Source organism: Thalassotalea psychrophila (genome assembly GCF_031583595.1).
GTDB classification, from domain to species: Bacteria; Pseudomonadota; Gammaproteobacteria; order Enterobacterales; family Alteromonadaceae; genus Thalassotalea_A; species Thalassotalea_A psychrophila.
The window spans coordinates 2388958-2410964 of the sequence record NZ_CP134145.1; the positions used below are offsets into that span (position 1 = coordinate 2388958).

The following is a 22007-nucleotide window of genomic DNA, read 5'->3' on the forward strand; positions in this document are numbered from 1 at the left end:
AATAGTTCCTTAAAAACTTACGCTAAAGCTCGCAGACATAAAGTCTTTGTCGCTATTTAAATTGTAATCACCACCGGTGTTTACGGTGTAACCAATATCTAAGCTGTAAATTGACTTGTATAAAGCATTTACAGATAGGCCTAATGATTTACGATCTTCTACAAAAGCTGCAGCTGGCTCAGGAGCATAACCAGATACATCATGTGACCAGGCAATTGTTGGTTTTAAACTAACGCCAGCGAATACATTTGGATAATCAAAAACAGCACGAATTCGATAGCCCCAGGCAGTATCTGTAGTGAAGCCGTCGGAGCTACAGTCGCCGCCAATGCCAGCTGCCTCATAGGTATCAGCGCAGCTCATGCCCGCTAATGGTGGAATTACTGCATGTAAAGTGTCTACGTACTGATCTCCTAAACCAAACCCTGAAGGTCGACCATAACCAATGATTTCTTCTTCAATATTATCGGTTAACACGACACCTGCTTCGGCAATAAGGGTTACACGTGAAGCACCTAATATTTGGTCGATAAACTTAATTGCAGTCATTTGAACTTGTGTTACGTCAAATTCATTCCAACCATCAACCGATTCACCGTACTCTGCACTGGTCATTTCTGGTGTGAACGCAAATAATGGGTTTTCAGATAACGCGGCATTCAATACTTCTGGACCACTGATTTGCACTGGCGTGTCAGGCTTGTAGCTAACCTCACCTGAAAGTGCAACGCCACCTAAATTAGTCGCAAATGTTGCGCCAAAGTATTCTAAATCTTCAGGGAATACTGCCATATAACCAGGATTTAGTGCCGAAAGTGCACCGCCGGTTGGGTCCATTGATTCTGGTACAAACACTGGTGCACCCGGAGCAATGCTATTTGTGGCACTACGCTGAGCATTGATCAATGGCAAGCGAGAGTGAATATTGAAATAATACAAACCAAACTCTGTATCGTTTAGCTCTGGGGCCACATAACGCAATGCTACACCGTATTGGCCGTCATCTTCAGGTTTTACATCTGTATAACGAGGGGCCACTAAGCCAACTTGATAAGCTGTTTCATCATCAAAAGGACCAACTGTTATGCCGTTACAGCCTGTTCCAGCAAAATCGTTATTTGAAAAGAATGTACCACAACCATCAATTTGGGTTTTTTCCCATTCATATTGATAAAATGCTTCAAGACTTAAGTTGTCGGTCATGCCTAAGTTCATGTAAACCATACCAACCGGTAACAGACCTTCTTTTAACTCGGCACCCGGACGTCGAAATGCACTTACGTCAAATGGATTAATTGAACTTAAACCACCTTGAATAAATGTGCTCTCACCCCAGCTTAGTACTTGACGACCGAGGCGAACATCAATCGGCATCTCGCCCAAGTCAAACTGGCCCCATACGTAAGCGTCGAGTAACTCTATGCCTGAAAATTTGGCAAAATCATCAAAGCCATCGTCATTTAATTTGCTGTCAGGAACCAGGCCATTATTGATGTGACCATGGTTAACTTCTTTATCTTTTAACTGATAGTCATACCAGTATTTAACTTTAAGCACTGCGCCAATATTGTCGCGAGTTAACTCTACTTCGGTTAGACCTTTAATAATTTGCGATACGGTATCGCCATCATCATAGTTTAAGTTGCCATCATCTGTTGTTGAGCTGAATGCATTACCGCCATTGCCCTGGTAAACGAAATCATTATCACGTTTTTCCATGCGTTTACTGATACCGATACTTATTTTATTGTTAACGTGCAGTTCAATATCATCATTTTCACCAAAATAAAAACTGGTTGCATGAACTGAATTTGCACATAGTCCTACTGTAATTGCTGTTGCTAATGCACACTTCTTTATTACATTTTGCATGTTTAAACTCTCCCTAGAGTATTTTGTTTTACCCAACTTTGAATATTTTATTTTTTGTTGTTGGATTTCTGGTTAAACAATTTAAGGGGTTAACAAGAAAATGAATAAGCCGAATGCGCCAAATTTACATCTTTAAATGTCGTATGTTGCATATCTTGTTTATTTTTTCAAAACTGAACCTGAAACAGTTCGCGATTATTAATAACTCATTGAAAGTGAAGTGGTTTAATTTTTATAACTGTTTAGGATAGTTTTTTGGCGGTTTAAGAGAAGTTAAGTTATTACGCTCTAGGTAACAATAATAGGATCGAAATAAACTAGAAGTAAAAGCTATGTACAACACCAAAATTATTAGCACGCTGATGGGGATGATGTTAATTCCTGCACTAGCATCGTCTGCTCTGGCAACCGAAAAGCCTACTAATCATCAAGTAGATTATCACGCTGCTATCCAAACACCTTTAGCATCAAAAAGTCTGTTGCTAGCGATTTTAAAAAATCAAAACTCAGTAATAGCCGCTGGCGAACATGGCCTGGTAATAGATTCTTCACTAGCCAAACATGAATGGTCACAACAAAGCTTTCCTGTTAATCAGACGATTACGGCGATAAGTAAATTTTCAGATGAAAAATTAATTGCTGTTGGGCACGAAGGGCTGATATTAGCAAAAACTACCGATAATGATTGGCAGGTTGTGTTTAATGGTTACCAGTTAATTGCGGCTAAAAAGCTCAATATTGAAAGCAATATAGTGCATCTACAAAAGCAAATTCAAGAAGAGTCTAACGAAGATGCAATTGATGAGTTAACGATGCAACTCGAAGAATTAGAATTTGCATTGGAGGACCTTGATGCAGAGATTGACTCGGGCCCAACGTCACCCTTACTTGATGTTGTTACTTTTGGTGATAAAAAAGCATTTGCTGTAGGAGCGTACAATGCTTTATTGCTAACAGAGGATGGAGCAAGCAGTTGGACTTTGGTAAATGATCGAGTTGTTAATCCAGAAAACTTTCATTTCAACAGCATAAAAAAATCTAAAGATTCAATATTTATCTTTGGCGAGGCTGGAGGTATTTACCGTTCACTTGATAATGGAGTGTCGTTCGAAAAATTAATGGTTCCTTATGAAGGAACCTTTTTTGGTGGTGAAGTATTTAATAATTTTATTGTCGCTTATGGATTAAAAGGCAATATGGTGTTTTCAGTCGATAACGGTGATAGTTGGCAGCACCTTCAAATTGATAATCAATCAACGTTACTAGGAAGTACATTAGACGTTGATGGTAGTGTATGGCTGGTTGGGCACGCCGGTAGCATTGTTAAAGTTTCAGCCGAAGATGCTAGTTATAAAAGCGTTAAACATCCATCAGGCGACATATTCTCCGATGTGATAATTAATAAAAATATTCTTACTTTGGTTGGTCAAAACGGCGTTGTCGTTTGGCAAGCAGAGTTGTAGGAGAACATCATGTCACAAATTCAAGATAATCAAATGTCCTTAATCGAAAGGTTCGTTTTTAACGCTCGACCTTTATTTCTAGCAATATTTTCTATCATGTTAGTTATTTTGTGTTTTCAAGCGGTGCAAGTAAAACCAGAAGCCAGTTTCACCAAAATGATCCCCAGTGATCAAGAATACATCAGTAATTTTTTAAAGTATCGACAAGAGCTTGCCAGTTTAGGTAATAGTATACGTATTGTTGTTGAAACTTCAGATGAAAATATTTTTAATGCCGATTTTCAGGAAGCGTTAAAACAAATTTCTGATGAAGTATTCTTTATGCCGGGGGTTGACCGAACAGGGCTAAAGTCTATTTGGACTCCTAATGTACGCTGGGCCGAAGTTACTGAAGAAGGCTTTATTGGCGGCACAGTAATTCCAGATGATTTTAAAGGTACTGATTCAGATCTTGTTTTGTTAAAAACTAATGTACTCAAATCAGGTCAAGTTGGTACCTTGGTTGGTAATAACTTTAGATCAGCATTAATTATTGCACCATTACAAGATATCAACCCAGAAACTGGCGAAAAGCTTGATTACCGAGAGCTGTCGACCAATATTGAGCAGCGAATTCGCAGCAAATATCAAACGGATAACATTACCATTCGAGTTGTTGGTTTTGCCAAAATTGTTGGAGATTTAATCGATGGAGCAGTGCAAGTTGGGATCTTTTTCCTTCTGGCCTTAATCATTACCGCAATAATGTTATATCTATATTGTCGTTGTATCAAAAGTACAATGCTAGTTATGCTTACGTCGGTATTTGCCGTGGTTTGTCAATTAGGTGTGTTAAATCTGTTAGGTTACGGCATTAATCCTTACTCAATGCTAGTACCATTTCTAGTCTTTGCCATAGGCGTTAGTCATGGTGTACAAATCATCAATGCGATACTTCATGAAGCGCAAAAAGGGGCGAGTAAATTTGATGCTGCGCGTTTAGCTTTTAAAGGTTTGTACGCGGCAGGCCTTACTGCATTAGTTAGTGATGCAATAGGTTTTACCACATTAATGGTCATTGACATTGAAGTAATTCAAGAACTGGCCATCGCTGCAAGTATTGGTGTTGCCATTATAATTGTTACCAACCTTATTTTGTTACCTATATTAATGAGCTATGTTGGTGTTGCTAAATCAGCAGTGAAACACTTAGATGAAAGTGACGTTGATGACGTAAAAGTCGTTAAATGGTTTTCAAAATTTGCTACGCCTAAGCATGCCAAAGTAGCGTTAGTTTCGGCTTTAGTTATTTTAGTAGTAGGATTATTTTACTCGCAACAAATGAAAATAGGTGACTTGGACGCAGGCGCTCCAGAATTACGTCCAGATTCACGCTACAACTTAGATAACGCTTATTTGGTTGATAATTACAGTACCAGTACTGACATATTCGTTGTGATGGCTGAAACAGCAGACAACCAATGTATAACCTATAAAACATTATCATTGATCGATAATTTCCAATGGAACATCCGAAATATTCCTGGTGTTCAAGACGTTAAATCTGTTGTTGATGTGAGTAAGTTTGGCTCTTTTGGTATGAACGAAGGTTCGTTAAAATGGTTTGGCTTAAATCGAAACCAGTATGTGATTAATTCTTCATTGGCCAAAGTACCTGCTGGTCTTATCAATGCGTCTTGCTCTATGGCACCTGTGTTAATTTATTTAAATGATCACAAAGCAGAAACGTTGCAAGGTGTGGTTGCTGGTGTTAAGGCTTTTGAACAACAATATGGCGACCAAGGCGTAAAGTTTACCCTGGCTGCTGGTAACGCCGGAATAGAAGCGGCAACCAATATTGTTATTGAAAAATCGCAAACTGAAATGTTAATTTGGGTCTATTCTGTTGTAATTGTTTTGTGTGCTATCACGTTCAGATCTTTACGCACAGTATTGTGTATTATTCTGCCGTTGATCTTAACCTCCGTATTAAGCCAAGGCTTAATGGCCGTACTTGGCATAGGCGTTAAGGTTGCTACATTGCCGGTAATCGCACTAGGCGTTGGCATAGGTATCGACTACGGTATTTATATTTATTCTAAGGTCAAAGAAGCCTTAGCTAGAGGCGAAAACCTATATACCACATACACCTATGCGTTATCGCAAACGGGTAAAGCAGTTGCCTTTACTGGTATCACTTTAGCCGTAGGTGTTGCCACTTGGGTGTTTTCACCAATTAAATTTCAGGCAGATATGGGGCTACTATTAACCTTTATGTTTATCTTTAATATGCTTGGCGCGCTAATATTAATTCCAGCATTGGCGTGGTTATTCAAAGTTGAAAATAAGCAAAAAATACCAGTTAAATTGCCAAATGAACCTAAATTAAAAAATGTCGCTTAACCGATAGGTACAAATTATGAATCAGCATATATTGATAGAAGAAAATCATGGTGTTTACACTATTACCTTGAATCGTCTTGATAAAAAAAATGCATTAAGCGCTGCTATGTATAATCAGCTAACTAATCACTTTAATTACGCAAATGAGCAAGATAATATTCATTGCATATTGATAAAAGGTGATGAAAATTGTTTTTGTGCTGGTAATGATCTAGCTGACTTTGTGTCAACTGCAAAAGAAGATTTACCAGCGTTGGATTTTATTAAAGCTTTAGCTAATGTTCGCAAACCTATTGTTGCGGCTGTTGCCGGTCCAGCTATTGGTATTGGCACCACTATGTTATTGCATTGCGATATGATTATTGCAGCGAGTAATTGTAAATTTGCCTTACCTTTTACCAAGTTGGGACTCTGCTTAGAAGCTGGTTCAAGTTTGTTATTACCAGCGAAGGTTGGGGCCAATAAAGCATTTGAATTGGCCGTATTAGGAGAACTGTTCAGTGCAGAACAAGCGTTAGAATATGGTTTAGTCAATCAAGTCTGTCAGTCTAATGAGCTTATTGAAAAAGCAGAATCTGTTGCTAGAACCATTGCAAACCTTCCTGCTGATGCTGTACAAACCAGTAGAAAATTAATAAGGCAATCTACAACAAAATTACTTGCTGAAGTACTTGATAATGAGGCCAAAGAGTTTGTCCGCTTGGTTAATGGTAAGCATTGTCAGTCAATATTGGCAGGTAAATAAACTAAGATTTATACACATTGGCTCATTGAAAACTCTATTTTCAGGTTTGCAGTATGTTTGATAAAAATGTACTGTAAACTTGAACGTTAATTCTATGGTGCAATCAATACTGCTTAATCAAGCTAAACAAAGCTAAACAAAGCTGAAACAAAGCTGAAACAAAGCTGAAACAATATTAATTGCATTGAACGGGTTAATCACTTGTTATTTAATTGCATCTTCTTGTAGTATTTGATCCTATAATTTAATCACCGTACGTTTTAATTTTTTAAAGGGCTATTTATTGATGAGCGATTATTTTTCAATTTTTCATGGTTGGATGATCCCTATTTCTAGGGCAACAGAAGATTATGGATTGGACTTTAATCAAGTGCTTGAGCATTGCGCTATCAAGAAAGACGACTTTAGAGATCATGAATCACGGTTGTCGGCAGAAAAAATAGCCTTGATCATTGATTACTGTAATCAAAAAACTAATAAGCATGACTTTGCGATAGGCATAGCAAAAAATTTCCACCCAGGCATGTTTCATGCGCTTGGCTATTCAATGATGTCATCGAGTACGTTAAAAGATGCGTTACTTCGAATTGCACGCTATAAAAAGGTCGTATCCAATACCTGCGAATTACATGTTACTCAAGATCTTTCTACGGTTAAGATGCAAATGGACGTCAAGCAATATGAAGACAGCAAACGACCAATCCTCAATCATGAATGCATCATCTGTTTTGCTGCCACTCTAGTTTCATTTTGTCGCGAAGCGCTCAACTCAGAGTTCAACCCACAAGCTCTTTATCTGAACTGGCCTAAACCTAAAGGCAATCTTGATTATCTCAACACGTTTTTCAATTGTGAGATACATTTTGACAGCCCATATATTGTTTTTGAATTTGATGCCAGTACTGTTAATTCTAAGCTTATTGGTGGTAACCCGTTGCTGACTCAGCACCATGAAAAGATGTTGGATGAATATATTACTCGCTTGGATAAAAGCGATATTGTTCAGCAGGTTAAAAATAATATTCATGAATTGTTAGACCTGGGTACACCTTCACAAACCGACATTGCTGCAAATATAGGTATGAGTTTACGATCTTTACAACGACAATTGCATGAAAAAAACACCAGTTTTCGTGAAATTCTTGAACAAACCCGGAAAAAGTTGGCGCTAGATTATATTACCCAACAACATTTAATGTTTAGTGAAATTGGTTATTTGCTTGGCTTTTCAACGGTAGGTAATTTTAATCGAGCGTTTAAACGTTGGACAAATTGTACGCCTGGTGAGTACCGCAATTCACATTGCTGATGCCTAAGGTTATTAACTTACCTCGTAAACTTAATATAAAACACTAATCTTTAAGAAAAACTAAAGATAAAGATTTGGCGGGTAAATATCATACCCAAGGTTCATAATTTCATAATATTGATATTAATTATTAATATCTAATTGATAGTCAACTGTCACTTTCATGCAATAACGTTTGCGGTGATTCAAGTTCTATCTTGTTAAGGAAATTTATGGATACCGCAACTCAAATTGATCATTTAAAGCAGTTATTTAAAAGCCAAAAAGCGGCTTTTAACAAATCACCTTTTCCCGACTATCGTAAGCGATTAAATAACTTGAACAAGTTAAAGTCCTTATTGTTGGATAATCAGCAACAGTTTATTGAAGCATTAAATAAAGATTTTGGTAATCGTTCTGCTGATGATTCCAAAATTGGTGACATCCTGACATCGGTTTCAGGGATTAATTACAATATCAGTAACCTAAAACGTTGGATGAAACCAGAAAAACGCCACGTAAGCGTTTTATTTCAACCAGCCAAAGCCAGAGTAGAATATCAACCATTAGGTGTTGTGGGTATTTTGGTACCATGGAATTATCCTGTATTTTTAGCGCTAGGCCCTTTGGCTGCAGCACTTGCTGCGGGTAACCGCGCCATTATCAAAATGTCAGAATTTACGCCAAATACGACTGCTTTGTTGACAAAATTGGTTACTAGTCATTTTGATGAAGACGAAGTTAGTGTTGTTGGCGGAGAAGCAGAAGTTGCCAGCGTTTTTTCAAGTTTAACTTTTGATCATATATTTTTTACTGGCTCAACTGCCGTAGGTAAGTTGGTGATGAAAGCTGCAGCCGAAAACCTGGTGCCAGTTACTTTAGAGCTGGGAGGGAAATCTCCGGCTATCATTGATAAAAAGATGAGTATTAAAACTGCAGTAGAACGTTTAATTTTAGGGAAAACTTTAAATTCAGGACAAACTTGCGTTGCTCCGGATTATATTTTATGTCCTAAGGGTAAAGTACAAGAATTAAGTGATGAATTAGCAAATTCTTTCAATAAGATGTTCCCAGGAATAAATGAAAACAATGATTACACCAGTGTCGTAAATGATGGTCAATATAACAGGTTAATCAATTTAATAGCTGATGCTAAAGCTAAAGGCGCAAGTGTTAGAGAACTTGCAATTAACCCTGAGTGTCAAAAGAGCAGACAATTGCCGTTAACGTTGATCACTAATATTTCAAATGATATGACGGTAATGCAGGAAGAAATCTTTGGCCCAATCTTACCAATCATTGAATATGACACGATTGAACAAGCGATATCATATGTAAACGATCGAGATCGCCCTCTAGCATTGTACATATACAGCTTTGATAAAAAACTTCAACAACAAATAATCAAACAAACCCATGCCGGTGGTGTGTGCATCAATGACGCAGCATTTCATGTTGCTGTTGATGATTTACCGTTTGGCGGCGTTGGGCCTTCAGGAATGGGTAGCTATCATGGTGAAGAAGGCTTTAAGACGTTCTCACATGCGAAATCGATCCTATCTCGTGGGAAAATCAGTTTTACCCCTATGCTGTTTCCTCCGTACGGAACCTTTATCCATAACCTTGTTTACAAGCTGTTTATTCGCTAATAATAAAACTAATAAGAGAGTTAAAAATGACTGATACCCACATTCAACATCAATTTAGCAACATTGCTGATTTAATTGAACATAGCCTGGTTAAATTTGCCGATAAACCTGCCTACTCATGTTTTGGACAAACGCTAACTTATGCCGACATAGACGCAAAATCAAAAGCACTAGCGGTTTGGTTACAACAGCAACCTAATTTACACGTGGGTGATAGGATAGTTATACAACTTCCTAATATCAATCAGTACCCGATAGCCGCATATGCTGCGATACGTGCAGGTTTGGTTATTGTAAATACCAATCCGCTTTACACAACAAGGGAAATGCAGCATCAATTTAAGGATTCTGGCGCAAAAGCCATCATTTTATTGCAAGATTTATTGCCAAAATTAAATGACGTAAAAGCTAAAACTGATATTGAATATGTGATCACTACTGCAGCCACTGATTTACTAACCAAGAATTTAGAGGTAGCGCCATCAGGTTGTTTTAGTTTTAATCAAATTGTTAATAATACTGAGTTAACAGAATTGGCACCAAGAACTGCTAACTCTATTAAAGATACGTGTGTTTTACAGTATACCGGCGGCACTACAGGTGTATCTAAAGGGGCCTGTTTAAGTCATGAAAACTTAATGAGCAATGCTGTTCAAACATTCTCCAGATTGGGTGCAAGCTGCCAAGAGCAGCAAGAAATATTTATCGCGCCTTTACCTCTGTATCATATATACGCATTCACCATAAATTTAATGATGTTATTTAACAGAGGAAATTTGAATGTATTAATTCCAAACCCTAGAGATTTAAACGCATTTGTTGAGGCAATGAAGCCTTTTAAATTTACTGGTATATCTGGCATTAATACCTTGTTTGTTGGCTTATGTCATAACCCTGAATTTAAAACGTTAGATTTTTCAACGTTAAAGCTAACTGTTTCAGGTGGTACTGCGCTTACCTCATCTGCTGTAAATGTGTGGAAAGAAGTTACTGGATGTTCTATTTCAGAGGGGTATGGTTTATCGGAAACGTCACCAGTTTTATGCTTGAATGAGCCAGGAAAAGAAGTGTTAGGCAGTGTTGGTAAGCCTGTAGATGCTACTGAGATCCAGCTTTGGGATGAAAACGATCAAGTAGCAGAGCAAGGGCAAATTGTTGCTCGCGGCCCGCAGGTAATGAGTGGCTACTGGAATATGGCGGAGGAAACTGCAAAAGTATTAACCAAAGATGGCTTCTTTAAAACCGGTGATGTTGGCGTTCGACTTGAAAATGGTGAAATTAAAATCGTTGACCGTTTAAAGGATATGATCATCGTATCGGGGTTTAACGTTTACCCAAATGAAATTGAAGATGTATTAACCACACACCCAAAAGTATTGGAAGCAGCGGTGATCGGTGAAGAAGATGACAAAACGGGGGAAAAAGTTTGTGCTTATATCACTTTGACTGAACAAGTCTGTGAAACTGAGATCACACAACACTGTAAGTCTCTGTTAACAGCATACAAAGTACCTCGCAAAGTCGTATTCATGGACGAATTACCAAAATCTACTGTCGGAAAGATTTTACGCCGAGAACTGCGTAAAACCGCTTAGGGTATAACTCAAAAGTATGCTTTTAAACTAGGCCTAAAATATTTGCTACAAACTTATAAATATCGAATACCTCTATTTATCTAATGAGGTATTCGTTTATTTTGACAGTATAGAAATATTAGTTGCGCGTTTTAAAACTCTATAAAAATTATCTTTATTTACAGTGAAATTGTACTAATAAATGAATCTAGAAAGGGATGTACATGACCAACTTTACCGCATCTACAAAGTACTGGCCAGAAACACATGACGTTTCTAACCAGCCCAAGCCACTCGAAGATTATAATTTATTTGACACAGATGCAGCTCTTAAAGAAGCTGTTTCTCGTGAGCCGATCGACTGGGCCGTTAAAGATATTCGTAAGTTTGGCAGTTTGCTTGGCACAAAGGACGTCTTAGAGCTAGGCTTTTTGGCGAACCAAAACAAACCTGAATTTTTTTCCCACAACCGTTGTGGTGATCGGGTAGATGAAATTCGCTACCACCCGGCTTATCATCAATTGATGAAGCTATCCATTGAGAATGGATTACACTCTAGCCACTGGACTAACAAGCGTGTTGGTGCTCATTCTGCACGTGCGGCAAAATACTTTATGATGTGCCAAGTTGAAGCAGGTCATGGCTGCCCAATTACCATGACGTCTGCTGCAATACCTACTTTGAAACACCAATCAGATCTTTATAAGCAATGGGGTAATAAGATTCTGGCCCCAATTTACGATAAGCGTAATACAAATCATCAAAACAAGATGGGGTTGACCATCGGCATGGCGATGACAGAGAAGCAAGGCGGCTCTGATGTGCGCAGTAACAGCACTTGGGCTGAACCCGTTGAATCTTCCTGCATGGATAAAGCCTATGAGTTAGTTGGGCACAAATATTTTGTTTCAGCGCCAATGTGCGATGCTTTTATAGTTCTTGCACAAACACAGGGCGGCATATCCTGCTTTTTGGTACCACGTTGGCGTCCTGATGGTAGTAAAAACCCTATACAGATCCAACGGTTAAAAAATAAAATGGGTAACGTCTCTAACGCTTCTTCTGAAACTGAATTGCGCGGAGCATTAGGATGGTTAATAGGTAAAGAAGGTCGTGGGGTTGCAACTATTTTAGATATGGTGGCTATGACTCGATTTGATTGCATGATCGGCTCTAGTGCAGGAATGCGTCAGGCTGTAGCGCAAGTTACTCATCATTGTGCTCAGCGAGAAGTATTTGGCGCAAAATTAAATAAACAACCATTAATGCAAAATGTGTTGGCCGATTTAATTATTGAGCAGGAGGCTTCGCTAACTATGACAATGCGTATGGCTAATTCGCTCGATAATCAAGATAAAGAGTTTGAACGATTACTTATGCGTATTGGCACCGCTGTTGGTAAATATTGGATATGTAAGCGGACTCCTGAACACGCCTATGAAGCTATGGAATGTATTGGTGGCAGTGGTGTTATGGAAGACTGCATAATGCCACGGTTGTATCGAGAAGCGCCGATCAACTCTATTTGGGAGGGCAGTGGTAATGTTCAGTGTTTGGACATGCTTAGAGCTGCAAATAAAAATAAAGATAGCATCGATGCTTTTATGACTGAGTTAGAAAAGAGTCAAAGTATGGAATCAAGATTCGATAAGTATGTAAATAACCTTTATAACGAATTTAAAGACCAAGCAAATTTGGAATATCGAGCAAGAAGTATTGCTGGAAAAATGGCCTTGGCTCTGCAGGGAGGACTTTTGTTAAGGCATGGGAACTCAGCTATCACGGAAGGTTTTTGCGCATCACGTTATTCCCAAAACAATACTGGCTCAGTATATGGTGAGTTACCAACAGGTACTGATTGTAAGGCAATTATTGAACGTGCCACACCATTGTTATAAATCGCATGGCTGTGCTACGAAACGAAGAAAAAACCTAGTTGATTTTAGATAAAAAAATAAGGAAAAAGAAATGATATTATGTCCTCTTGCAGCTGTTGCTGGTTGCAATAGTTGCCCGATAAATAAATTATGCCTGGCAAAACAACTTTTGGGTGATAAAAAATCCGTAGTCGAACTGTCTGACCATGATGTAGTAGAGATAGGGAACAATACAGATGACAATAATAATCCTGTAAAATAAGTTTTAGGATAGGGTCTCTACTAGCAAATGTTACATAAGCACTGTATTGGCATGAAATGAGATTATATTGGCGGATAGAGGGAATAGTTTATGCGTATATTCACTTATGCTCATTTAAAGAAAGTTAAATTACCGTTAACACTTAAAGGTATTACAATGTTACATACAACTATTATAAAAATTCGTAAACAAGCTAATAAAGTTTTGAATATCCCAATGCCTACATTAATAGAAGGTGAGGGGAAGGTTACGACCACAACGACTGTTTTGAAGCAATTAGGAGGTAGTAAACCGTTAATCGTAACTGATGGGATGCTGGTTAAACTTGGCATTGCAAAGCATTTAACCGATGCATTGGATGCTGAAGGTATGCCTTATGTTTTATTTGATCGTGTAACTCCAGATCCAACTATCCCGTTAATTAATGAAGGGATTTTAGTTTATAAAAATTCTGGTTGTGACAGTATCATCGCACTAGGAGGAGGTTCACCAATGGATTGTGCTAAAACCATAGGTGCTTCTGTCGTTAAAAATAAAGCGCCACAAAAATTAGCCGGTACAATGCGAGTTCGTAAAGAATTACCGCCACTTATTGCTATTCCTACCACAGCAGGTACGGGTTCAGAAGCTACGGTAGTAGCAGTTGTTACCGACCCTGTAGCGCGTAAAAAGTTAACGATTGTCGATCCAAAATTGGTACCAAATGTTGCAATTATCGATCCTGCATTAATGCTCGGTTTACCAGCTAAAATTACTGCTGAAACAGGCATCGATGCCTTAACGCATGCTGTTGAGTCATACATTGGTAAACATGCAACTGAATTAACTCGTGAATATGGATTAGAGGCGGTAAAACGCATTTTTAAATATTTGCCAAAAGCATATGCTGATGGCAGCGATATAGAAGCAAGACGTGAGATGTCAGTTGCCAGTTACAAAGCCGGTGTTGCCTTCACTCGTGCTTCTATTGGCTATGTTCATGCCATCGCTCACCAGTTAGGCGGTTTTTATCACATACCTCACGGTTTGGCTAACGCTGTTATTCTACCGCATGTGTTGGAATTCTCTTTTGATGAAGTATTTGAGCAGTATGCAGAATTGGCGATTGCAGCAGGTTTAGCGACTGAAAGTGATACTAAAAGGGATGCCGCGACTAAATTTGTTAACGGTGTTAAAGCGCTTAATAAACTATTAAATATTCAAACAAACTTTCCAGAGTTAAAAGAAGATGATGTTGTAGTATTAGCTGATAGGGCAGTTAAAGAAGCATTTGGTGCTTACCCAGTTCCTAAACAAATGAATCAAAAGCAATGTGAAGAAATTATGAGAAGTATAATGGGTTAATTGTTGAGTTTTATTTTTCTCAGTAAATTGCACAATTGAATATGTCCCTGATAGTAAAACCAGACCCTTTGAGGTCTGGTTTTTCGTTTCTGACCACTTATGCAATCATCTTATGTATTTAATTATTTTTAATTAATCGTTTAGTTACTTTACTCTAACTATTAACTTTAATATTCACTCAATGCTTTAGAACGCATTACAAATGTTGTTCCCCAACCAACATTGTTATTAACGTAAATTAAAATAGAATATTAAGGAAATTATTATGATTTTAGACTTTTTCAAAACAAACGAATTAACTGCAATTGGTCGTCAAGTATTAAATGCAAACAAAGAAATCGTTAACACTGTACTTTCAACTAGCCAAGATATCGTTAAAAAAGGTATCGATTACAACCGCTCTGTAATTCAAGCTGGTGCTGGTGCACTAACTAGCTCTCGTGAAGAAGCTAACCGTTTCGTTGAACAAGTAATTGAACAAACAGGTAAAGTTGAAGAGCGCGCTCTAGAAGTTTTAGACACTTCATCTGACAAAACATCTGCACGTGTTAGCGAAGCATTTGACCGTGTTGGTAACCCTGCTGAAGTTTTAGGTGGCGCTGTTGAAGATTCTGTATTGAATTCAGTAGAATCAATTGCTAAACCAACTGTTGAGTTATTAAAGAACACTTCAGAGCAACTTATTGAAGTACCAAATAAATTAATTAAAACTGCTGCAAGTTCTAAGTAATTTATTGAAAATATAAACTGCCGTACAATACGGCAGTTTTTTTGTTTTAAAGTAATAAATTCTCTTCTCTGAAAACAGTTCTAATATCCCAGTCGGGATTATTATCAAATCATAAATAATCAAAATCTCTAGAACAGGATTAAGTCACATCTCGAAATGAGGGAATAGGCTAATTCATTGCCAATTACCTAATGAACTTGATATGAGCGTAGTCATTTATGCCATAAAGCATAATTTTACATCTGAGTTCACATTATTCCTCCGCCTAATAAACATGATTTAACTGAAACAATTTCATTTTGTTAAATGTTTTCAAATAAACAAACTGTTTAGTTACTTTACTCTAATTATTATCTCTATTATTCACTCAACGCTTAAGACATGCATACCTACTGATGTTATCAACCAACATTTTTAAGGGTGCAAATATAAATAAATATTAAATATAAAGGTAAATATTATGATTTTAGATTTTTTCAAAACAAACGAATTAACTGCAATTGGTCGTCAAGTATTAAACGCTAACAAAGAAATCGTTAACACTGTACTTTCAACTAGCCAAGATATCGTTAAAAAAGGTATCGATTACAACCGCTCTGTAATTCAAGCAGGTGCTGGTGCATTAACAAGTACACGTGAAGAAGCTAACCGTTTCGTTGAACAAGTAATCGAGCAAACTGGTAAAGTTGAAGAACGCGCTCTAGAAGTTTTAGACACTACTTCTGACAAAACATCTGCTCGTGTTAGCGAAGCATTTGACCGTGTAGGTAACCCTGCTGAAGTACTAGGTGGTGCTGTTGAAGATTCTGTTTTAAATTCAGTTGAATCAATTGCTAAACCAACTGTTGAGCTATTAAAGAACACTTCAGAGCAACTTATTGAAGTACCAAATAAATTAATTAAAACTGCTGCAAGTTCTAAATAATTTATTGAAAAATTAAGCTGCCGTAGTTTACGGCAGCTTTATTATTTTAATAACGGTATTTTTAAAATATCGTTATTAAAATAATAAAAATGCTTCGTCGTAGTAATTTTCATAGTTTGGAAAAGTTTTCTATTAATTATCCGTTATTCATTTTATGACTTTATCGATGGTGTCGCTATTGCAATTTTCATCTTTAAGGAATAAAAATGGCACTTGTTAATTTTTCTGATTTACCCCTACTTAATTTAGGTTCCGAAAACAATCGTGTAGATACCTTTGTAACTATTTACGATCAAAAGGACTTAACAGCTGGTCCTGTTCGTTTTAAACAAATCTTAAACCGCATTAGCGCTAGGCTAAGGCTCTATCCCAAATATCATCAAGTTCAAAGTAATTCGCTAATCCCATTCGGCTCAAAAGATTGGTTAGTAGATGACACATTTGATCCCGAGTTCCATATACGACATGTTGCTTTACCTCAACCGGGTGATTGGAGGCAATTTTGTATTTTAGTGGCGAGAATGCATGCCCGTCCTATTGATGAAACGCGCCCTTTGTGGGAAATAAATGTTATTGAGGGATTAAATGATGTACCTTTTCCAGGCTCTGGTCATTTTGCTTTAGTATGTAAAATTCATCATGAATTAATGAGTGCAAGTGAAAAGCAAGGTCTGATTTGGGCAATACATGATGCTTTAAATGAAGATGACGTAAGAGCAGAAATTAACCGGACGGTTGAGCCTGTTAGTGTATTAGCACCGTTAAATTCACTGCTTAAAATGAATATTGACCGAATGATCCGTCCATTAGCGGAGCCGATAAGCACATCGGTTGAATTAACCAGAGGCCTAGTTTCTGCAATTCTACCTAATGTTAAATTTTTCTCCAACGCAGTGTTCTGCAAGAACGATGTTCCGTATACACGATTTAACACTGATATTTCAAGTTTCAGGGTCTGGGATAGTTGCTCATTTAATCAGGATAAATTTCAAAGTTTAAAAGATAAATATCCGCAATTTTCAACTAAAGATTTGCTCGTTACTATCATCGGTGGTGCGCTAAAGCTATATTTACAAGACAAGAAAGAACTGACTAACCACAGTTTGAAAATATTGATGCCTCGTATTGAAAAAGAGCAGCAATCAACTGACTTGCATCTAAGTTATTACGTTCATGACTTATTTACTTCAACAGAAAATACCAAAGCACGATTGGAAAGCGTGGCGATGTTTGATACTAGTGCGGAAGAAAATATTGAATCTACGCCTTTGTCTGAGCATTTGTCTGGTTTTCAGAAAATGTCAAAAGCAAATGATGTCTTACACAGTATCCAAACAACTAAAGCCGCAAGTAATCCATTAGCCAATACCGCTTTAATCGACATGGGCTCTAATCATGAATCGATGTGTTTCTTTAATGCGCCAATGGTGTATTTTTCAGGAGTTCCACAAGTTACCAATGGTTTAGGCTTAATCCATATGATGAGTTATACCGATGATAAAGTTAACCTAGCCTTTACTTCATGTCGAGAGATGTTACCCGACCCATCATTTTACAGCGAATGTATTGACGCAAGCTTTAACGAACTTTTTGATATTTTTAACTCAGGTTTATAATTATGTATAAAAAACTATTTAATGTCTTTTCAGCAGATTCGACCCCTAGTTATTTCCAAACCCTGACAGAAGTTCCTCGGGCATTGACGGAAACATTCAACCTTGGCTTATCGAGCCCTTATTTGCTTAATTTACCTAAAGGTGATGGACACCCGGTGATCGTAATTCCAGGATTTACTGTAAGTGATTCTGAAACCTACTTGTTAAGACAATTTCTAACGTCGAGAAATTATAAAGTCCATGGATTAAATATGGGCCGTAATGTTGGTCCTATGGCAGGGATAGAAAAAAGACTCGCGCAAAGAGTTAAAAGTTTATCAGAAACTTATGGTGAAAAAGTGTCTCTAGTAGGCTGGAGTTTAGGTGGACTATTTGCTCGTTATGTCGCCCATCAAGTGAGTGATCATATTAGAACTGTTGTTAGTTTAGGTAGCCCAATAGGCGTTAATCGAGTATTTCAGGGTACTTCTCCAATTATTGAACTACTTGGTAAAGCTGTTGTGTCGTCCAATTTCATCGATATAGTTGACGATGAAAGCTTGGACTACTGGAATCGAACACCACCAGTGCCTACAACTGCCATATATTCAAAAGCTGATGGTGCGGTGCATTGGAAAATTGCTATTGATCCACTTGAGCATGAGCAAACTGAAAATATTCAAGTATTTGGCAGTCATGCAGGTATGACTCATAATCCGTTAATTTTTAATATTTTAGCCGACAGATTGTCGCAAGCCGAAGGGCAGTGGCAACCTTTTGAGTATCGTGGCATAGCAAAAGTTGTGAATAACGCCTTAATGCCAGCAGAGAATTTTCTCTAAATTGAGCAATAGAGTGTAATTTCTTATTTCATTTGTTAATAATTGGATGTTGATTATATGAGTACTAAAATACTAAAAAATCCGCGTATATCAAGAAGTGTGCATGCAACGCAACCTTCAATTATGCCCGAGCAGCCTTGGTGGAATAATCTTAGTGTTGATTTTAATTACTTTTCAGATCATTTAGTACTGGATAAGAAAACTAAAAATATCGTCGACGCCACAGCTCTTTTGGATATTGGTGCCAGATCATTGGCGGCTACTTTGCTGGCAGCCCGAACGTTGCCAACAACGTTTAATCAAACACAAATGTATAAAGATATAAGTGAAGGAGAAATATACCGAAATTTGGCAGACTTACATGATGCCAAACAAGTCTTTGTAACGCCTCCTGTTGTTAATGTGACTGAAAAACAGGTCAGTGCTGGTCATAATGCTCCGTTAACTGCTATTTGTACAAAACTTACGTTTAAAAGCGTTTACGAACCCGTAAACCCTGAAATTCGTCAGCGCTATCTAGATAATAAAGCAAACTTTAATGCTCAAGCTCAATACTGGCGCCATGATAAGAACGAAGCACGGCCAACGATTTGTTTCATCCATGGCTTTATGGTTGACTCATATAATATCAATAGCAGCATGCTTAAAATGAAAGACTTTTTTGAGCAAGGTTATGATATTTTATTTTACACATTACCTCATCATGGCCCACGCCAATCTGATAAATCACCGCATAGCGGCAGCGCATATTTTTCTGGTGGTTTAGCTTGGTTGAATGAAACGGTGCTACATGCAGTTTTCGACTTTAGAACCTTTATAAATTACTTAGAGCAACAGGGTGCTGAACAATATGGGGTTACTGGCATAAGCCTCGGTGGTTATACAACTGCACTTTTAGCTTGTGTTGAAGACAGACTTGCATTTGCTATTCCAAATGTACCCGTTTCATGTATCGCCGACTTGTTTATGCTATGGAATCCGGCAAATAAAATGTTAAAAAAGTCATTGCAGTTAAGCGGTACAACGCTACAGCAAATGCGTCATACCATTGCGGTTCATAGCCCGCTAACTTATAAGCCTGTTCTTCCAAAAGAACGCTTAATGATTATTGCTGGAGCAGGGGACCGATGTGCACCGCCTAATCAGGCAAGAATATTATGGGACCATTGGCAAAGACCTGATATTCACTGGTTTCATGGTAATCATGTGCTTCATCTTGGGCAACAATTATACCTTGCTGATATGGAACGTTTTTTTGAAAGTATCGGTTTTACTGTTTAACTTTTTAGTGCATGTTTTCATTTTAATAACCTAAATAAATATTACTCCCTCGTATTTTTTCTTCACTTTTTCAAATTACTTTATCTAAGCTTTACAACTAACTTGCACACTGAAATCAGCTATATATTCGTAACTTCACATCTGATTTCAGTAAGTCCATTCAGATGTTAATTGCTACGTTTTTATCCGCAAAAAAAAAACACTCTTTCTTGGTTTAAAGTGATGCGCTGAAATTTCAGAATCGTTAATCATTCATTAACTAATTTATGTTTGTTACAACCAATTAACAATTGCAAAATGTGTTGGGCACTATTTGTTTATTTAATGGTTCAACTTCGCTCTGTACCGCACTAATGAACCCGATTTGATTATTTTATGGTTCTAAATGGTCATAACATACGATTAACACCCTAGGTAGGATCACTGAGCTACACAGAACATATAAAAAATATACAAAAATTTACAAACCTAGGGAGACGTAAATGATTACTGAAGTACATTTGCATGATCAAAAAGTGTTTAAAATAAAGTCTGTTTCATCAGCAATAAAATCTACACTGATCGGAGCTTTTCTTGTAAGTTCAGGTCAAGTTAATGCGGCTAATTTTGAGCTAGACAATGGCGTAAGTATCGATTTGGATACCCAAATAAGTTATGCCGCTCAGTGGCGTATGGAAAAACAGGATAAAACCTTATTAGACCCTGCTGCTAATGGTTTATTAGCGTGGAATGGTGAAGATGGTAATTTGGCTTTTGATAAGAATGATATGACGCAAAACCGTCTTGCATTTTCTAGTGACTTAGATATTGCTATTGATAATGATTCTTTTTCTGGCGGTGTATTTGTTCGTGCCCGTGGTTGGTATGACGATGCCTATTCAGGTGATACAGCATCAGCTATGAACCTAACTTGTAACCGTCCTGATTGTTCAACGTTTGATAACAATGATGGTATTGAAGATTATCATAAAAGCCGAGTTGAAATTCTAGATGCGTTTTTATACAGCAACTTCACTGTTGGTGATCAAGATGCGAGTTTGCGCATTGGTAGCCAAGTGGTTAGTTGGGGCGAAAGTTTAGCACTTAACGGTGGTATTTCTTTAGCGCAAGGACCACTTGATGCATCTAAATCAAATATTCCAGGTGTTGAACTAAAAGAAATTTTCATGCCAGTAGGGCAAGTATACCTAGAAACCGGTTTAACCGATAACTTTGCTCTTGGTGCTTATTATCAATACGACTGGGAAAGAACCCGTATTGATGCCCCTGGTACTTACTTTGGTGTCGATATTCTTGGTGAAGGAGCGAGTGACAGCAAATTAGTTGTACCTGTTCCTGGTGTTGGCCTAGTACCAGCTATTGATGTTGACCGTTCAGAAGAGCCTGATGGTGGTTCTTACGGTGTTGCATTACGTTATTTAGCTGACGAAGGTACAGAATATGGTTTATATGTATTGAATTATGATGACACTTTACCAACGTTCGAATTATTGGCACCTACTGGTCCTTTATTACTTAAATCTTTTGAAGACATCGATTTATACGGAGCCAGCTTTGGCACGGTATTAGGTGATACTAACGTAAGTGGTGAAATCAGTTACCGCGATGGGCATCCTGTACAGTTAAATGTACCCGGTGCTTATGTATTTGCTCCTGCGCAAACAGTACAAGCACAAGTTTCTTGGTTGCATATATTTGGCGCGAGTTTCCTAGCAGACAATATTACCTTTATGGGTGAAATTGGTTATAACGAAGTTGTTGATATTGATTCAACATTTGAAACTGATACGTTAGGAGAAATACCTGCCATTGCCCTTGGTGTAGATGTTAACGATAAAAAGTCGGCGTTAGACAATGACGTTAGTGCTGCTGGTTACTTCATGAAAGTTACTGCGGATTATTTCTCAGTGCTTCCTGCCTTAGATATGAAATTGAGTGCTTCAATAAAACATGATTTTGATGGTACATCGTCTGTTCTATTTACATTTACTGAAGATGTGATGAATGTAGGTGTTGGTGCTGATTTTACCTACCAGGGTGTTTACCAGTTTGGTGTTAAATACGCTGCGTTCTTAACCGACCCAGAAGACATCGTAGATGATGGTAAACCATTAGAGTTAGCACACCAATTTGCTGACCGTGACAATATTTCAATGTATTTAAAGTACAGTTTTTAAA

15 protein-coding genes are annotated in these 22007 nt (G+C 37.7%); 14 read left to right on the forward strand and 1 reads right to left on the reverse strand.

What is annotated here, in order from left to right; genetic code table 11:
- Positions 1-9 precede the first annotated feature (9 nt).
- Positions 10-1872, reverse strand: coding sequence for a DUF1302 domain-containing protein (locus tag RGQ13_RS09675; RefSeq protein WP_348393348.1), 1863 nt, complete (start codon positions 1870-1872; stop codon positions 10-12).
- A gap of 332 nt (positions 1873-2204) precedes the next feature.
- Between RGQ13_RS09675 and RGQ13_RS09680 the strand changes: the two genes are divergently transcribed.
- The 14 genes from RGQ13_RS09680 to RGQ13_RS09745 all read left to right on the forward strand — a co-directional run bounded on the left by RGQ13_RS09680 (position 2205) and on the right by RGQ13_RS09745 (position 22006).
- Positions 2205-3335, forward strand: coding sequence for a YCF48-related protein (locus tag RGQ13_RS09680; protein ID WP_348393349.1), 1131 nt, complete (start codon positions 2205-2207; stop codon positions 3333-3335).
- A gap of 9 nt (positions 3336-3344) precedes the next feature.
- Positions 3345-5717 carry an efflux RND transporter permease subunit gene (locus RGQ13_RS09685; RefSeq protein WP_348393350.1) on the forward strand — a complete coding sequence of 791 codons (2373 nt, stop codon included), beginning with the start codon at positions 3345-3347 and terminating at the stop codon, positions 5715-5717.
- Between the two features lie 16 nt (positions 5718-5733).
- A complete protein-coding gene (locus tag RGQ13_RS09690) occupies positions 5734-6462 on the forward strand; it encodes an enoyl-CoA hydratase-related protein (protein ID WP_348393351.1) in 729 nt (242 codons plus the stop codon).
- 286 nt (positions 6463-6748) lie between these two features.
- Positions 6749-7771, forward strand: a complete 1023-nt coding sequence (locus RGQ13_RS09695) for an AraC family transcriptional regulator (protein WP_348393352.1) — start codon at positions 6749-6751, stop codon at positions 7769-7771.
- Positions 7772-7983: 212 nt separating this feature from the next.
- Positions 7984-9399, forward strand: a complete 1416-nt coding sequence (locus tag RGQ13_RS09700) for a coniferyl aldehyde dehydrogenase (RefSeq protein ID WP_348393353.1) — start codon at positions 7984-7986, stop codon at positions 9397-9399.
- A gap of 26 nt (positions 9400-9425) precedes the next feature.
- A complete protein-coding gene (locus tag RGQ13_RS09705; RefSeq protein ID WP_348393354.1) occupies positions 9426-10994 on the forward strand; it encodes an AMP-binding protein in 1569 nt (522 codons plus the stop codon).
- A gap of 203 nt (positions 10995-11197) precedes the next feature.
- Positions 11198-12871, forward strand: a complete 1674-nt coding sequence (locus tag RGQ13_RS09710; RefSeq protein WP_348393355.1) for an acyl-CoA dehydrogenase family protein — start codon at positions 11198-11200, stop codon at positions 12869-12871.
- A gap of 331 nt (positions 12872-13202) precedes the next feature.
- Positions 13203-14456, forward strand: coding sequence for an iron-containing alcohol dehydrogenase (locus tag RGQ13_RS09715; RefSeq protein ID WP_348393356.1), 1254 nt, complete (start codon positions 13203-13205; stop codon positions 14454-14456).
- Positions 14457-14721: 265 nt separating this feature from the next.
- A complete protein-coding gene (locus RGQ13_RS09720; protein ID WP_348389565.1) occupies positions 14722-15186 on the forward strand; it encodes a phasin family protein in 465 nt (154 codons plus the stop codon).
- Positions 15187-15646: 460 nt separating this feature from the next.
- A complete protein-coding gene (locus RGQ13_RS09725) occupies positions 15647-16111 on the forward strand; it encodes a phasin family protein (protein WP_348389566.1) in 465 nt (154 codons plus the stop codon).
- A 206-nt stretch (positions 16112-16317) separates the two neighbouring features.
- Positions 16318-17727 (forward strand): wax ester/triacylglycerol synthase domain-containing protein, encoded by a 1410-nt coding sequence (locus tag RGQ13_RS09730; protein ID WP_348389567.1) that lies wholly within the window; start codon positions 16318-16320, stop codon positions 17725-17727.
- A gap of 2 nt (positions 17728-17729) precedes the next feature.
- Positions 17730-18548 carry an alpha/beta fold hydrolase gene (locus tag RGQ13_RS09735; RefSeq protein WP_348389568.1) on the forward strand — a complete coding sequence of 273 codons (819 nt, stop codon included), beginning with the start codon at positions 17730-17732 and terminating at the stop codon, positions 18546-18548.
- Positions 18549-18605: 57 nt separating this feature from the next.
- Positions 18606-19829, forward strand: coding sequence for an alpha/beta hydrolase family protein (locus RGQ13_RS09740; protein WP_348389569.1), 1224 nt, complete (start codon positions 18606-18608; stop codon positions 19827-19829).
- A gap of 482 nt (positions 19830-20311) precedes the next feature.
- Entirely contained in the window at positions 20312-22006 is a 1695-nt protein-coding gene (locus RGQ13_RS09745; protein WP_348389570.1) for a DUF1302 domain-containing protein, read from the forward strand.
- Position 22007 lies beyond the last annotated feature (1 nt).

What these genes read in the sequence shown, in the direction of transcription:
- RGQ13_RS09690 (WP_348393351.1), top strand. Translation starts at nt 5,734, where the DNA reads ATGAATCAGCATATATTGATAGAAGAAAATCATGGTGTTTACACTATT.
- RGQ13_RS09730 (WP_348389567.1), top strand. Translation starts at nt 16,318, where the DNA reads ATGGCACTTGTTAATTTTTCTGATTTACCCCTACTTAATTTAGGTTCC.
- RGQ13_RS09740 (WP_348389569.1), top strand. Translation starts at nt 18,606, where the DNA reads ATGAGTACTAAAATACTAAAAAATCCGCGTATATCAAGAAGTGTGCAT.
- RGQ13_RS09715 (WP_348393356.1), top strand. Translation starts at nt 13,203, where the DNA reads ATGCGTATATTCACTTATGCTCATTTAAAGAAAGTTAAATTACCGTTA.
- RGQ13_RS09700 (WP_348393353.1), top strand. Translation starts at nt 7,984, where the DNA reads ATGGATACCGCAACTCAAATTGATCATTTAAAGCAGTTATTTAAAAGC.
- RGQ13_RS09685 (WP_348393350.1), top strand. Translation starts at nt 3,345, where the DNA reads ATGTCACAAATTCAAGATAATCAAATGTCCTTAATCGAAAGGTTCGTT.
- RGQ13_RS09675 (WP_348393348.1), bottom strand. Translation starts at nt 1,872, where the DNA reads ATGCAAAATGTAATAAAGAAGTGTGCATTAGCAACAGCAATTACAGTA.
- RGQ13_RS09745 (WP_348389570.1), top strand. Translation starts at nt 20,312, where the DNA reads ATGATTACTGAAGTACATTTGCATGATCAAAAAGTGTTTAAAATAAAG.
- RGQ13_RS09695 (WP_348393352.1), top strand. Translation starts at nt 6,749, where the DNA reads ATGAGCGATTATTTTTCAATTTTTCATGGTTGGATGATCCCTATTTCT.
- RGQ13_RS09710 (WP_348393355.1), top strand. Translation starts at nt 11,198, where the DNA reads ATGACCAACTTTACCGCATCTACAAAGTACTGGCCAGAAACACATGAC.
- RGQ13_RS09680 (WP_348393349.1), top strand. Translation starts at nt 2,205, where the DNA reads ATGTACAACACCAAAATTATTAGCACGCTGATGGGGATGATGTTAATT.
- RGQ13_RS09720 (WP_348389565.1), top strand. Translation starts at nt 14,722, where the DNA reads ATGATTTTAGACTTTTTCAAAACAAACGAATTAACTGCAATTGGTCGT.
- RGQ13_RS09705 (WP_348393354.1), top strand. Translation starts at nt 9,426, where the DNA reads ATGACTGATACCCACATTCAACATCAATTTAGCAACATTGCTGATTTA.
- RGQ13_RS09735 (WP_348389568.1), top strand. Translation starts at nt 17,730, where the DNA reads ATGTATAAAAAACTATTTAATGTCTTTTCAGCAGATTCGACCCCTAGT.
- RGQ13_RS09725 (WP_348389566.1), top strand. Translation starts at nt 15,647, where the DNA reads ATGATTTTAGATTTTTTCAAAACAAACGAATTAACTGCAATTGGTCGT.